The 14,469-nt window shown below is 32.5% G+C and carries 16 protein-coding genes; 10 read left to right on the plus strand and 6 right to left on the minus strand.

Annotated features, from left to right (window positions below):
• The first annotated feature begins 72 nt into the window (after positions 1 to 72).
• Positions 73 to 1,173 (plus strand): cell division protein FtsZ, encoded by a 1,101-nt coding sequence (gene ftsZ, locus MEFER_RS01030; protein ID WP_015790785.1) that lies wholly within the window; start codon positions 73 to 75, stop codon positions 1,171 to 1,173.
• A 60-nt stretch (positions 1,174 to 1,233) separates the two neighbouring features.
• Positions 1,234 to 1,752, plus strand: coding sequence for a helix-turn-helix domain-containing protein (locus MEFER_RS01035; protein WP_015790786.1), 519 nt, complete (start codon positions 1,234 to 1,236; stop codon positions 1,750 to 1,752).
• Positions 1,753 to 1,778: 26 nt separating this feature from the next.
• On the opposite strand, the gene mptN is transcribed toward MEFER_RS01035, so the two are convergent.
• Positions 1,779 to 2,654: a tetrahydromethanopterin:alpha-L-glutamate ligase gene (gene mptN, locus MEFER_RS01040; RefSeq protein ID WP_015790787.1), complete on the minus strand. Its 876-nt coding sequence runs from the start codon at positions 2,652 to 2,654 to the stop codon at positions 1,779 to 1,781.
• A 124-nt stretch (positions 2,655 to 2,778) separates the two neighbouring features.
• On the opposite strand from mptN, the gene tes reads away from it, so the two are divergent.
• Both tes and MEFER_RS01050 read left to right on the plus strand, forming a co-directional pair.
• The gene (tes, locus tag MEFER_RS01045) at positions 2,779 to 4,284 is read left to right on the plus strand and encodes a tetraether lipid synthase Tes (RefSeq protein ID WP_015790788.1); all 1,506 of its coding nucleotides are present in this window, start codon (positions 2,779 to 2,781) and stop codon (positions 4,282 to 4,284) included.
• Positions 4,277 to 4,573, plus strand: coding sequence for a DUF167 domain-containing protein (locus MEFER_RS01050; protein WP_015790789.1), 297 nt, complete (start codon positions 4,277 to 4,279; stop codon positions 4,571 to 4,573). Before tes ends, MEFER_RS01050 begins: the two co-directional genes overlap by 8 nt.
• Before the next feature lie 102 nt (positions 4,574 to 4,675).
• Here the strand turns inward: MEFER_RS01050 and MEFER_RS01055 are convergent, their stop codons facing one another.
• Positions 4,676 to 5,266, minus strand: a complete 591-nt coding sequence (locus tag MEFER_RS01055; protein WP_015790790.1) for a FumA C-terminus/TtdB family hydratase beta subunit — start codon at positions 5,264 to 5,266, stop codon at positions 4,676 to 4,678.
• A gap of 145 nt (positions 5,267 to 5,411) precedes the next feature.
• On the opposite strand from MEFER_RS01055, the gene purE reads away from it, so the two are divergent.
• The 5 genes from purE (at position 5,412) to MEFER_RS01080 (ending at position 9,942) form a co-directional block, all read left to right on the plus strand.
• Entirely contained in the window at positions 5,412 to 5,885 is a 474-nt protein-coding gene (gene purE / locus MEFER_RS01060; RefSeq protein WP_048056263.1) for a 5-(carboxyamino)imidazole ribonucleotide mutase, read from the plus strand.
• A 77-nt stretch (positions 5,886 to 5,962) separates the two neighbouring features.
• Positions 5,963 to 6,613, plus strand: a complete 651-nt coding sequence (locus MEFER_RS01065; RefSeq protein WP_015790792.1) for a V-type ATP synthase subunit D — start codon at positions 5,963 to 5,965, stop codon at positions 6,611 to 6,613.
• 37 nt (positions 6,614 to 6,650) lie between these two features.
• The gene (locus tag MEFER_RS01070; protein WP_015790793.1) at positions 6,651 to 7,028 is read left to right on the plus strand and encodes a DUF22 domain-containing protein; all 378 of its coding nucleotides are present in this window, start codon (positions 6,651 to 6,653) and stop codon (positions 7,026 to 7,028) included.
• Between the two features lie 211 nt (positions 7,029 to 7,239).
• Positions 7,240 to 8,874, plus strand: coding sequence for a glutamate synthase-related protein (locus tag MEFER_RS01075; RefSeq protein WP_015790794.1), 1,635 nt, complete (start codon positions 7,240 to 7,242; stop codon positions 8,872 to 8,874).
• Between the two features lie 33 nt (positions 8,875 to 8,907).
• Positions 8,908 to 9,942 (plus strand): DUF123 domain-containing protein, encoded by a 1,035-nt coding sequence (locus tag MEFER_RS01080; RefSeq protein WP_015790795.1) that lies wholly within the window; start codon positions 8,908 to 8,910, stop codon positions 9,940 to 9,942.
• A gap of 15 nt (positions 9,943 to 9,957) precedes the next feature.
• Here MEFER_RS01080 and MEFER_RS01085 read toward each other — a convergent pair whose 3' ends face one another.
• From MEFER_RS01085 to MEFER_RS01100, 4 genes are read right to left on the minus strand one after another with little or no spacing between them, the layout of a single operon-like run.
• Positions 9,958 to 11,295, minus strand: coding sequence for a prephenate dehydrogenase (locus MEFER_RS01085; RefSeq protein ID WP_015790796.1), 1,338 nt, complete (start codon positions 11,293 to 11,295; stop codon positions 9,958 to 9,960).
• Between the two features lie 19 nt (positions 11,296 to 11,314).
• Entirely contained in the window at positions 11,315 to 11,833 is a 519-nt protein-coding gene (locus MEFER_RS01090; protein WP_245527786.1) for a hypothetical protein, read from the minus strand.
• Positions 11,834 to 11,837: 4 nt separating this feature from the next.
• A complete protein-coding gene (locus tag MEFER_RS01095; protein WP_015790798.1) occupies positions 11,838 to 12,413 on the minus strand; it encodes a site-2 protease family protein in 576 nt (191 codons plus the stop codon).
• A 12-nt stretch (positions 12,414 to 12,425) separates the two neighbouring features.
• The gene (locus MEFER_RS01100) at positions 12,426 to 12,998 is read right to left on the minus strand and encodes a rhomboid family intramembrane serine protease (protein ID WP_015790799.1); all 573 of its coding nucleotides are present in this window, start codon (positions 12,996 to 12,998) and stop codon (positions 12,426 to 12,428) included.
• Positions 12,999 to 13,060: 62 nt separating this feature from the next.
• Here MEFER_RS01100 and spcS point away from each other — a divergent pair, with 62 nt between their 5' ends.
• Positions 13,061 to 14,365, plus strand: coding sequence for an O-phosphoseryl-tRNA(Sec) selenium transferase (gene spcS / locus MEFER_RS01105; RefSeq protein ID WP_015790800.1), 1,305 nt, complete (start codon positions 13,061 to 13,063; stop codon positions 14,363 to 14,365).
• Positions 14,366 to 14,469 lie beyond the last annotated feature (104 nt).

The raw sequence follows: 14,469 nt of genomic DNA on the forward strand, positions 1-14,469 counted from the left end.
TGACTGACTTTTAACTTAAGCTTATAACAATTTAAACTTAAGGCTAATCTAAAATTTAAAAGGATGATAATTATGAAACTTGTAAAAGATGCTTTATCAAGAACCGATACGACCAAATACTTAAGAGATGAATTTGGAGAAGCAAGAATATTAGTAGTTGGTTGTGGTGGAGCTGGAAACAATACAATCAACAGATTGATGGAAATAGGCATTCAAGGAGCTGAAACAATAGCTATCAACACCGACAAACAGCATCTGGAAGTAATACAAGCTCATAAGAAAATTTTAATTGGTTCTGCATTGACAAGAGGTTTAGGAGCTGGAGGTTATCCGGAAATTGGTAGAAAAGCTGCTGAAATGGCCAAAAGTACATTAGAAGAGCTTTTAAAAGGAGCTGACTTAGTGTTTGTCACCGCAGGAATGGGTGGTGGAACTGGAACAGGTTCAGCTCCGGTAGTGGCTGAGATAGCTAAAGAACATGGGGCCATAGTCGTTGGAGTTGTAACATATCCATTTAAAATTGAAAGAGCAAGAATGAAGAAGGCAGAGGAAGGAATTGAAAGAATGTCGGAGATTTGTGACACAGTAATTATTATAGATAACAACAAACTTTTAGACTTGGTTCCAAACTTGCCAATAAACGATGCATTTAAAGTGGCTGATGAGATTATAGCTCAAGCGGTTAAGGGAATAACTGAAACAATAGCTGTTCCAAGTTTAATAAACATTGACTTTGCAGATGTTAAGGCTGTTATGAGTGGTGGAGGAGTAGCGATGATTGGTGTTGGAGAAGTTGATAGTAGTGATAGAGGAGATAGGGTTCAAAATATAGTAAGAGAAACATTAAGCTGTCCATTATTGGATGTTGATTACAAAGGAGCTAAAGGAGCTTTAATCCACATAACAGGAGGACCTGATTTAACGTTAAAAGAAGCTAACGACATTGGAGAAGGAATAACCGCTCAACTTGACCCAGAGGCAAATGTTATATGGGGTGCAAGAATAGACCCTGAGATGGAGGGATGCATTAGGGTTATGGCAATAATTACTGGAGTAAAATCACCAAACATTATAGGAAAGGACACAAAACCAAGAAGAATAATTCCAAGAGTTTCAAAAGAACCTGCTCAAAGAAGAGAGCAAAAGAAATGTAACATTGATTTTATAGTATAAATCAACTTTATTTTTATTTTTAATAACTTTTTAGAATTATTTTAATTTTAGGGGTTGTTTATGAAAGCTTGTGAGAGATTATTGTTAAAAATTGAATCTCCAGAAAAATTTGTTGAAGAATTTAAAAGAATATTGCTTGAGTTAGGACTAACTTTAAAGGAATTTTCTGAAATTTCCGGAATTCCTTACAGCACTTTATATAAAGTTGCCCAAGGGAAAGATTTTAGAGTTTCAACCCTTATAAAAATTTTAAAGACTATACGGTCTTTTGAAGAAGATGAAGACATTGATACAATAGCAATTATAGCTGCAAGACCTGCTTTAAATAAGATTACAACGAGAAAATTGGAGATTAATGGAAAAACTTATTTGATAAAAGAATATCCTGCTGGTTCTTTGGAGGAGTGTATTGTTGCCGCTGTTAGAGCTGAGAGGGAGGGAGTTAAGGGCATTGTTTGTGCCCCTATTGTTAGTGCAACTATTGAAAAAATTGTCAATGTTCCTGTAGCTGTCATTATCCCAGAAAAAGATGCGTTTATGAAAGCTTTGGAAATAATTGCAAATAAAATAAATGAATAATATTACAAAGATAAATAATATTAATATTATTGTTTAACATGCTGAATTATTTTTTCTAAAAGTTTGTCAGCTATATTAACTTTAGAAACCTTAGATAATCCAATCCAAGAAGGTGTTGAGTTAACCTCCAAAACTTTTAACCCCTCTTCTGATTCGATTAAATCGACTCCAGCATAAAATAAACCAAGAGCATTTTTTGCTTTTAAAGATAATTCCTCTATTTCGTCAGTTATCTCACACCTCTCCACCCTTCCCCCTTGAGAAACATTATTTTTCCAATTGTCCCCTCCAACCCTATACATTGCTGCAACAACCTCATCATCAATAACAAAAGCCCTTATATCCCTATACTCATTTCTTAAAGGTTTTATAAACTCCTGAATATAGAATGTTTTATATTTCTTCCTAAATTCATCTAAGATATTTAATTTTACTGAAATTGGAGAATCTTTTTTAACTTTTACAATTCCCTCCCCCTCACATCCAAATATCGGTTTTAAAACGGCTTCTTCAAATGCATCTATCCAAACTATAGCCTCGTTTATACTTTCTGTAACAACAGTTTTTGGTTGTGGGATATTGTTTAATTCAAGAAAAACAGAGGTTAAAAATTTGTTTGAAGCCCTATCTATCCCTTCAGGAGGATTTATAACTGGAACATATTGATTTAAATATTTTAAAACATCAAATCTAAAAAAACTATCCCAGCCAAGATTCCTCACAAAACAGCAATCCAACTCATCTAAAAATGATTTGTAATATTTTAGTTTAAAATTTAAATTAAATCCTGCTAAAATGTTCATGGGGTTTATAATTTTGTGATCAACATTAAACCTCTCACAAGATTTTATCAATTCATCGACAACCCTATCCCTATCTATTGTAACTATGCCAAGCTTCACAATATCCCCCATTAAAGTTTTTTATAAAACACTACCAATAAAAAATTTAACTGTGAATAGCAATTATTAAGTATTGGTTATTAGAACTTTTCTATTAACTACATTAAATTATTATGGTGATGAAATGGAGAAAAAGACATTATCACTTTGCCCTATATGTTTAAAAAGAATTCCTGCAACAATCTTAGAAGAAGATGGAAAAATCATTATTAAAAAAACATGTCCAGAACATGGGGAATTTAAAGATATTTACTGGGGGGATGCTGAGCTGTATAAAAAATTTGACACCTACGAGTTTGTTGGAAAAGTTGAAGTAACAAATACTGATACAAAGAAGGGATGCCCATTTGATTGTGGTCTCTGCCCTACTCATAAATCTCCAACTGTATTGGCTAATATAGATGTAACAAATAGGTGTAATTTAAATTGCCCTATTTGCTTTGCAAATGCAAACAAATCAGGTAAGGTTTATGAACCATCTTTTGAGGAAATAAAAAGAATGATGGAAAATTTAAGGAAAGAGATTCCTCCAACACCAGCTATTCAGTTTGCGGGTGGAGAACCTACTGTAAGACCTGATCTTCCTGAATTAATAAAACTTGCAAGAGATATGGGGTTTTTACATGTGCAGTTGGCAACAAACGGTATAAAATTAAAGAATATAAATTATCTTAAAAAATTGAGGGAGGCAGGGTTATCAACGATTTATTTACAGTTTGATGGAATTTCTGAAAAACCTTATTTGATTGCGAGAGGTAAAAATATCCTTCCTATAAAACAGAAAGTTATTGAAAATTGTAGAGAAATCAATTTTGGTAGTGTTGTTTTAGTTCCTACTTTAGTTAGGGGAGTTAATGATAATGAAGTTGGAGGAATTATAAAGTATGCTGCCAAAAATGTAGATGTTGTTAGGTCAGTTAATTTCCAGCCGGTTTCATTTACTGGGAGGGTTGATGAAAAAACATTGTTGGAGGGAAGGATAACAATTCCTGACTTTATAAAATTGGTTGAAGAGCAAACAGATGGGGAAATAGCTAAAGAGGATTTTTATCCAGTTCCATCAGTAGCTCCAGTTTCAGTTTTAGTTGAGAAAATAACCAATGATAGAAAGCCAGTTTTAAGCAGTCATCAACATTGTGGGGCATCAACCTATGTTTTTGTTGATGAAAATGAAAAATTACTCCCGATAACAAGATTTATAGATGTTGAAGGGTTTTTAGAGATTGTTAAGGAAAAAATCGATGAAGTAGGCAAATCAAAAATGCAGGATGTTAAAGTTATAGGAGAAATTGCCTTAAAATTGCCATCTTTAATTGATCTTGATAGAGCTCCAAAATCACTAAATATGAAAAAAATAGTTGATTTAATTTTAGGTGTTTTAAGAAGTGACTACAATGCTTTAGCTGAATTCCACTACCATATGTTGATGATTAGCTGTATGCACTTCATGGATGCATACAACTTTGATGTTAAGAGGGTTGAGAGATGTTGCATCCACTATGCAACTCCAGATGATAGAATAATCCCATTCTGTACATACAACACATTATACAGGCAAGAAGTTGAAGATAAATTTTCAATACCATTGGAAGAATGGAGAAAAATGCATAGAATGGGATACAATGATTGAAAGTATTGTTAAAGAAAGTAAAGATGGTGTTTTAATTGACATAGATGTTCAGGCAGGGGCTAAAAAGGATGAGATTACAGGAATAAATGAGTGGAGGAAAAGGCTGTCTATAAAAATAAAAGCTCCTGCAACTGAAGGAAAGGCAAATAAGGAGATAATTAAATTTTTTAAGGAAATTTTCAAAAAAGATATTGAAATAGTCGCTGGAAAGTTAAATCCACAAAAAACTATATTGGTAAAAGATATTAAAAAGGATGAAGTTATTGAAACATTAAAGAAGTATTTATAATTTATTTAAAAGCTCTTTTATAGTTCTTTTCAAAATATTTTATTAATAGGGTATTAATGAACTCCTTCCATAGGAAGGAGTTCAAATTTCCTTAATTAAATTTTATTGACTTTGAAAAGAACTATATAGTTTTTTATGAACGTTTTTATTTACTTCTTCATATATACTGTTTCCGTGGCTATCCATTGCTACAATTAACGGTCCGAAGTTATCAACTTCCAATTCCCAAACAGCCTCTGGCATCCCCAACTCCTCTAAAAAATAAACGTTATTAACTTTTTTTACTGAATTGGCCAATAAAGCTGCACACCCTCCAGGAGCTGCTAAGTAAACTACCCCATACTCTTCAAAAGTTTTTAACAATTCTTTTTTCATTCCTCCTTTTCCAACAATTGCTGATATGTTGGTTAATTTTATAAACTCCTCTTCAACATCGTTCATTCTTGCAGAGGTTGTAGGCCCTATTGAAACACAAATCCATTCATCATTTACTTTTTTCATTATTGGGCCAGCATGATAAATAACAGCCTCATTCAAATCAAAAGGAAGTTTTTCATTATTTTTTATCATTTCAATGATTTTTAAATGAGCTTCATCTCTCGCAGTATATACTTTACCATTTAAATAAACAATATCTCCAACTTTCAATTTTTTTACGTCTTTTTTTGTAAGCCCATTAAATGTATATTCCAATATTCCACCCCTTAGTATGCATTTTTATCTTAAATTTAAAACCATAACTTATTTATAAGTATTTTTAATTGAAACTTTACTAAAAGTTTCAACGAAATGTAATGTCTCCTCACTCACGCGTGGAGGTTTAAGTTTTGGTGAAATGATGATATGCGTTATAATGGGTAGTGAAAGTGATGTAAAAATAGCTGAAAAGGCAGTTAATGTTTTAAAAGAGTTTGGCGTAGAGTTTGAGGTTAGAGTTGCCTCTGCCCATAGAACTCCAGAATTTGTTGAAGAGATTGTTAAAAATTCAAAGGTAGAAGTTTTTATAGCAATAGCTGGATTGGCTGCCCATCTACCTGGGGTTGTGGCAAGCTTAACAACAAAGCCAGTTATTGCCGTCCCTGTTAATGCAAAACTTAATGGCTTAGATGCATTGTTAAGCGCTGTTCAAATGCCCCCTGGAATTCCTGTTGCATGTGTTGGAGTTGATAGAGGGGAGAACGCCGCTATATTAGCCTTAGAAATTTTGGCATTAAAGGATGAAAATGTCGCAAAGAAATTAGAGGAATATAGAGAAAAGATGAAGAAAAAAGTTTATGCATCAGATGAAAAGGTTAGAGAAATGTTTAAATAGCTATAACCATTAACTTTTTATGTTATAATTTTATTAATGTTAATAATTGGTGATTATAAAAGTAGAGAGGGATTTACATGCAGAGAGTGAATCCAACAAGAATGGAATTGTTGAAGTTAAAAAACAAAATTAAACTGGCAGAAAAAGGGCATAAATTATTAAAGCAGAAAAGAGATGCTTTAATTATGGAGTTCTTCCAAATTATGGATCAGGCATCCGACTTAAGAGACAAAGTTGAGGCAAAATTAGCTGAAGCATACAAAGATTTAATAATGGCTCAAACTGTTATGGGAACTTTGGCTGTTAAAGAGGCTTCTTTAGCTGCAAAAAATGATAAATTAGAAGTTGACATGGATACAAAGAATATTATGGGTGTTACTGTTCCTACTTTTGAAATATACAACGTTAGAAGAAAAGTTGGAGAGAGAGGATATTCACCTTACGGTGTTAGCTCAAAGTTAGATGAAGCTGCTAAGAAATTTGAAGAGGCTTTGGAATTAATAACCGAATTGGCTGAAATAGAGACATCAATTAAACTCTTAGCTGAAGAAATTATTACAACAAAGAGAAGAGTTAACGCTTTAGAATATGTTATAATCCCAAGATTAAAAGAACTTAAAAAATACATATCTATGAGATTAGATGAGATGGAGAGGGAAAACTTCTTCAGATTGAAATTAATTAAGTCCAGAATCGAGAAAAGAGAAGCAGAAGGAGAGGCTTTATAATTGACGAATTACAAGAATTCCATTTTTGGTGGTATTTATGGTATTTAGAATACTTGGAAGGATGACTGAAATAGAAAAGAAAATTAGAGAGGAGGAAGTAAAATACGATATAATCATTAAAAATGAAGCAAAAATTGAGCCAATAGTTGCTGATGAAGATAAAAAATTTAAGCAAGGAGACATAAAACCAATAAAAATTAGAAATATTAAAATTCCTCCAATGTCAGTCCTTTTAATTTGTCCTTATGGTAGACATAGAGTAGGGCATGTCATAGCTGTTGGGGAGGAAGTTCCAATGCCTATAGAAGCTGAGAGAGAAGTAGATATGGCTACTTTTGCCTGTGGGGTTGATGGTGAAGTTAAGAAAGGAGATTTAATTGGAATGTTGCTTATAATTAAAGCTGAAAAGAAATAAATGATAAACTAAATTTTATTTTTTATTTTTAAATTAAAATAAATTGAAATTTTTTTCTCATCGATTATCTCAATTTTATTTTTTCTTTTTTTATTACTTTAATTAAATTTTTAAATATTTGTTAAAATAAATTAATTTTTGAATTACTCATTAATTAATTAAATAAAACAAAAGCATAAGTTATTATATAGATAAACGCAAGGTGGGCTAAATGGAACGTGTGTTTAGAAATTCATCTTACTTAAATGCAATGTCTACAACAGGGACTAGAACTAAAGTTAAAGACGTTAACCCTCAAAGCGGAATGTGTCCAATTTGCATAAAAGATTGTCCATTTTTATGTGAGATTGGTCTTTCAACCTTCAGGGGTAGGGAGGTTTTGTATCCAGATCCTGAATATTTTGGAGATAGCACAGCATCAGGTTTAAAAGATTACGGCCTCGACTGGTCGCATTTTAACATACTGTCAAGACTTATTGGAGCTGAAGGAGTCGAGCCAGATCCAGATAAAATGCTTTTCCCAAATGTAAATGTTGAGAGCAGTATAGGTGGGATTAGAGTTAAATTACCTTTAGCTATTGGAGCTTATGGGTCAACTGATGTGGCAAAAAAATACTGGGATGGAATTGCTGTTGGTGCAGCTCTTGCAGGAGTTATTTTAATAGTTGGAGAAAATGTTTGTGGGGTGGATCCAAAATCCGAGTTTAAAGATGGAAAGGTTATAAAATCTCCTGAAATGGAGAGGAGAGTAAAGCTTTTCAGAGAATTCTGGGATGGAAAATATGGAGATATTGCAGTTCAGACAAACATTGAAGATCAGAGGGTCGGTGTAGATGAATACGTGCTCTCAAAACTTGAGGTGAATATTATTGAGAGAAAATGGGGGCAGGGTGCAAAGGCAATTGGTGGTGAAATTAGAATTAATTCGCTTGAGAGGGCAATAGAGCTTAAGAAGAGAGGTTATCTCATAATTCCTGATCCTGAAGATCCCGATGTTCAACAGGCATTTAAGGATGGAGCCTTTAAAACATTTGAGAGGCATAGTAGAGTAGGCTCTCCTACAAAAAGTGATGTTATTGAAGATGTAGAAATGTTAAGAGAAATGGGAGCAAAGGTTGTTACAATAAAAACAGGGGCTTATCGCCCTGTAGATGTTGCATGGACTATGAAGGTTGCCTCAGAGGCAAGAGTGGATTATATTACCTTTGATGGTGCTGGCGGTGGAACTGGAATGTCTCCCGTCCCAATGATGAACGAGATGGGAGTTCCAACTGTGTATTTAGAGGCCATAGTGCTCAAAGCTGCCAGAATGTTGAAGGAGCAATGCAAGTTTGTTCCAGATATAAGTATGGCTGGTGGCTTTATAGATGAAACTCAAATATTTAAAGCAATTGCCATGAGTAATTTTGGAGAAGGGCCTTTCGTAAAAACGATAACGATGGGAAGGGCTCCACTCACAGCTGTTATGAAAGCATCTAACTTCTGCGAACTTGCAGAAAAAGGAAAATTACCAAAAGAGTTTGTAAGAAGATTTGGAGATTCTCCAGAGAAGTTCTTCATAATGGCTGATGAATTAAAAGCTAAATATGGAGATAAGGTTGGAAGAGAGATTCCATGGGCCGCTGTTGGGCTTTACACATACCTTGATAGAATAAAATGTGGGTTAAAACAGCTTATGGCTGGAGCAAGAAAATTCAGATTGGATCTCATAGATAGGTCTGATCTTGCAGCTCTAAAACCTCTTGCTTCCGAAGTTACGGGAATTCCAATGATTCACGAGGTTGATAAAGATATCTTTGAACTTATTTTGGGATCAGATAGTGATGAGATGGACAAATATTTCTAAAAAAATTTTTATTAATTTTATTTTGTGATATCCATGGAGTTGATAGATATTTTATTAAAAAAAATTAATAAAAATGCTGTTGTTACTGAAATAGCAAGAGATAGAGATCCATTTAAAGTTTTGGTTTCAACGATAATAAGTGCAAGAACAAAGGATGAAGTTACTGAAGAAGTTTCCAAAAAGTTATTTAAAGAAGTTAAAAGTGTTGATGATTTATTAAATATTGAGGAAGAAAAATTGGCTGATTTGATATATCCTGCCGGATTTTATAGGGTTAAAGCTAAAAATTTAAAGAAATTAGCTAAAATTTTAAAAGAAAAATATAATGGAAAGGTTCCAGATTCTTTGGAAGAATTGTTAAAGCTTCCAGGAGTTGGGAGGAAAACAGCAAATTTAGTTATAACCTTAGCTTTTGATAAAGATGGAATATGTGTAGATACTCACGTTCATAGGATCTGTAATAGGTGGGAGATAGTAGATACTGAAACACCTGAAGAGACGGAGTTTGAACTGAGAAAAAAGCTCCCTAAAAAATACTGGAAGGTAATAAATAATCTATTGGTAGTTTTTGGGAAAGAGATTTGTTCTCCAAAGCCAAAATGTAACAAATGCTTTGAAGAAATAAGAAAGAAATGCCCCTATTATGAAAAAATTATGCATTTTAAAAGAATTTTAAAAAAATTTAACTTTAGAAAGGTATCAAAAAATAACATACCAAATGAGAAAGGAACTTACATCTTAAAAATTAGATTAAAAGAAGGTAAAAAAATAAAATTTGGTAAAACAGAGAGATTTTTTAAAAAAGGATATTATTTTTATGTTGGATCTGCCCTAGGGAATTCAATTAATTTAAAAAATAGAATTGAGAGGCATCTAAGAGAAAATAAAAAAATGCATTGGCATATCGATTATCTATTAAAATTTGGAAAGGTTGAAGAGATTTATATCACAAATGAGAGAGTTGAATGCGATGTTGCCAACGAATTTATAAAAAAATTTGATTTTGTTGAAAACTTCGGATGCTCTGATTGCAAATGTAAGAGCCATCTGTTTTACTTGAAGCCCTAGTAAAATTTCAAAATTTCATTTAAACCTCTCTTTTCCACCAATATTTTTAATTATATTTAAAAATTCTTTCTCTATATTCTTTAATTCCTCTTTGTTGTATCCGTAAATTCTAAATGTTATGCTTTTATACCCCTCTTCTATGTTATCTCCTTCATAAACATCAATTATCTCAATATCGAATATCTTTTTCAATAAGTTTAAAATAACATTTTCATCAACGTCTTTTTTAAATAAAATTGATATGTCTATGTACTTTCTCTCTAAATATTTCTTTTTTAACTCATTTAATTCATCCCCAAAAAACACCTCAACCTTTAAAATATTAAATCTCTGCTCTTTTCCATTTTTATCCAATATTAAATAATCATTCTCAATATCCTTTAAAATTCCAAAATGAATCACATTTGAGTTTATGTTTTTTACTGCAATTTCTCTGCCTATGAGTTTATTTAGCTTCTCTATTTCTGAAGCTAAAGCAAATATTGCCTTATCTGAATAATAGGCCCCTCTCTTTGCCTCACTACCAAAATGTTTAGCTGCTTCTTTCATTATCTTAACAAATCCCTCTCTATCCTTATTTTTAACAATTTTACTAATCTCTTTGCATTGGTTTATAAAAGTCTCATGAATCTCCTTTATTCTTGGATTGAACATTTGGATATCCGCATATAAATAAGGATTCTGCCCTATAATCCTGCCAATAATAGAAATCATCAACTCGTATATTGGTGAGGCAAATTTTCTCGATTCTTTTATATCAACATTAAGCTCTTTCAACGTAGCCCCTAAAGAAATAAATGCAAAGTGTGTTAATCCCTGAACAATTCCCATAATTTTATCGTGTTTCTCAGCTGGAATAACGATAACTTTGGCTCCCTCTTTCTTTAAAAAGTTATAAACTTTTCCAAACCACTCACTCTGTTTATGCTTTTCAGATGGAGTTAGGATAACAACCTGTCTTAATAAAGATGGAGTTGACGGCCCAAACATTGGATGAGTTGGAATAACAGTAACTCCTTCTTTAACATTTTCTTCCATAGCTCTTTTAGGAATCTCCTTTATTGAAGTTATGTCCATTAATAAACATTCTTCTCTAACATGAGGAGCTATTTCTTTAATAACTCTCTCGGTAACGTTTATTGGTACCGCTACAATGACAACATCCCCTCTTTTAGCAGCTTCAATGTTGTTATTTGTAAATTCAACTCCAAGTTCTTTTTCAACACTTTTTCCCTTCTCTACGTCTCTTCCTGTAATTATTACATTAAATCCTTTATTTTTTAGATATTTAGCGAACCATTTTCCTAAACCGTCTGTTCCACCAATAATTGAGATTGTTAGTTTATTTTTCATAGTACCCACCTTAGATTATCTAAATGAAATTTAACAAACAGCAATTAACTAAAAATCCCAATACAGTTCCAGCAATTACCTGCAGAGGTGTATGCTTATTTAAATAAATCCTCGCATATCCTGTAATAATTGTTAATATTAAATATAGAATGGAGAGAAAAACATCTCCCGTAAATGCATATACAAGATAAGCCATGCCAGATAGTCCATAGCAGTGCATGCTTATCTTCCAAAATTTTGTGATTATTAAAACTACAAGAACATTAGCCAAAAAGATTATTATAAAGATATTTTTCCAAAATAATGTCAATATCGATAAATAAATTAGGGTAAAAGTTAGAGGAGCTATCCTATTTTCTTTATTTTCTATATCCCATTTTTCATTTTTTATTTTTACCCAAAACATCCAAAAAACAAATGGAATGAAAAATGCCAATAATAATAAAGATACGTTAGATTTCGAGATAATCATAAATCCTAAGAATAAAAACAACAAATACAGTAAGGAAAATATTTGAAAAACCTCCTTTCTATTCACAATTTCACCAAAACATCATGTATATCATGTATCCAATTAAAGGCAATCCAAATACTGCCCAAATTATTGGATTCCATCTTAAAACCTTTTCTCCATCAAATGGCGGGATTGGAAGCATGTTAAACCCTGCCAAGAAGAGATTTATATAAAATCCATATTTTCCCATCCACCACAATAAAGAATTTGGTTTAAATCCTAATGTTAATATTAAAAATATAAATGCCAAAGCAACATTTGTTATTGGCCCCGCTAAGGCTATTTTTCCATTTTCTTCAGTGGTTAAATAATCCTTGTAGATATAAACAGCCCCAGGAGCTATAAATGTAGCTCCTAAAAAAATCTTTAAGATTAAAGCCAACAACAAGCCCTCATACCATGCCCTAAACTCACTCCAAGCTCCGTATCTCCTCGCTACAGTTCTATGCATCAATTCATGAAATATAAATCCACTACCTACGGCTATTAAACTAATGATAAAAACAATCATTGAAAAATTTGGATAAGTAAAGATAAATGCTATTGCTAAAACCGATATGGTTAAATCAATTATTTCCCTCTCTGAAAATTTAAATATATTCATTTTTTCACCTTTTTAATAATATATTGAGTAAATTTTATCACGCAACATTTTTCCAAGGATTAAACCAGTTATAAGCCCAGCTAAATGCGTTATATGTGCAATTCCTGTTTTTGAAGTGTAGGGGAGCAATATCAAATCAATAAGTGCAAATATAATCACTGCCAATTTTATACTTATTGGAACTGGTAGTGGAAACACAACAACCCTTAAATGTGGAGCTAAAATAGCCAAAGCACCCATTACCCCAAATATAGCCCCAGAAGCTCCAACTGATGGGGCATAATCGCCAGTTAAATAAGCATACAATATATAAGCCAAATTCCCAACAATTCCAGAAGTTAAAAATATCAACAAATAGTTTTTTGAGCCGACAATTCTTTCCAAATATGTCCCAAATATAAATAATACAAACATATTAACCAATAAGTGTGTTATGCTCCCATGCATAAAAATGCTCATGACTATCTGCCATGGCATATTGATAAAGAGAGTTGGCCATAATGCAAAATAATAATATAGTTGTGGTATAAGAACACTAGCAATAAACATAGCTACACAAATTTCAACTATTAAAATGTTAATCATTCTAACCCTCCATTTGCTAACTAAATTAAATATTTTCTACTTAGCTATAAAAAGGTGATTGAATGGAACTTAATATAACTGGTTTAATTCCAAAACACATGGAAAATAGGGGAAGATTAACTTTAAAAGAAAATTTGAAAATTATTGAAAATATTTTAGAGCAGAGAAAAGCTCCTGAAAACGGGATTGATGAGGAGCATATAAAATTTTTATTGAGGGTTTTATCTTTTATGGACACAGATAAAGATCCAAATGTCGTGCAAATTGGTGAAAGGGAAGCAAGAGTTTATACCAAACTGCAAAGGGAAGGAGTTTTTGATTTCTGCCATGGAGTTGGAAGGAGCGGAAATTTAATAGACCCCCAACCAAAAGCTCCCGGAGCAAGTGTGATGTATAAACTAACCAATAAATTGTTGGAGAGTTTTTTAAAAGCTTTGGGCTTAAAGGTTAAGGCAATAGCGACACCTGTAGCTACTGGGATGAGCTTAGCCCTTTGCTTATCGGCTTCAAGGAAAAAATATGGTTCAAATGTTGTCATATACCCATATGCAGCTCACAAAAGTCCTATAAAGGCTACATCATTTGTTAGTATGAGGATGAGATTGGTTGAGACGGTTTTAGATGGAGATGTGGTTAAAGTTGATGTTTCGGATATTGAAGATGCCATAAGAAGAGAGATTAAAGATAACAACAATCCAGTGGTTTTAAGCACCTTAACCTTTTTCCCGCCAAGAAAGAGTGATGATGTTGAAGAGATAGCAAAGATTTGCGAAGACTATGACGTTCCCCATATAATAAATGGGGCTTATGCAATTCAAAACTTCTACTATATCGAAAAATTAAAAAGAGCTTTAAAATATAGGGTTGATGCTGTAGTGAGCTCATCAGATAAAAACCTATTTACACCAATTGGTGGGGGAATAGTATATACAAAAGATGAGAGTTTTTTAAGGGAGATATCTTTAACTTATCCAGGGAGAGCTTCAGCAAATCCAATAGTAAATATCTTAATATCTCTTTTAGCAATTGGAACTAAAAACTACCTAAATTTAATGAAAGAGCAGAAAGAATGTAAAAAGTTGTTAGATGAGTTGTTGGAAGATTTAGCAAAGAAAAAAGGTGAAAGAGTTTTAAATGTAGAAAATCCAATATCTTCATGTATAACAACAAAAAAAGACCCGTTGGATGTTGCGGGTAAGCTTTACAATTTAAGGGTTACTGGACCAAGAGGGGTTAGGAAAAATGACAAATTTGGAACCTCATATTTAAAAAAGTACCCTTATGATTACATAGTTGTAAATTCAGCTATTGGAGTTAAAAAAGAGGATATTTACAAAGTTGTTGAAAAATTGGATGAAGTTTTATAAAAATACAAACAATAAAATAAACAGAATAAACATTAAGATTTGTAGGAGGTCATGCTGTATCGTGGTCATCTTCATTGAGCAAAAGCTCTCTTCCCACAACTCGC

This window comes from Methanocaldococcus fervens AG86 (genome assembly GCF_000023985.1).
In the GTDB taxonomy this organism is placed as follows: Archaea; AGJL01; Methanococci; order Methanococcales; family Methanocaldococcaceae; genus Methanocaldococcus; species Methanocaldococcus fervens.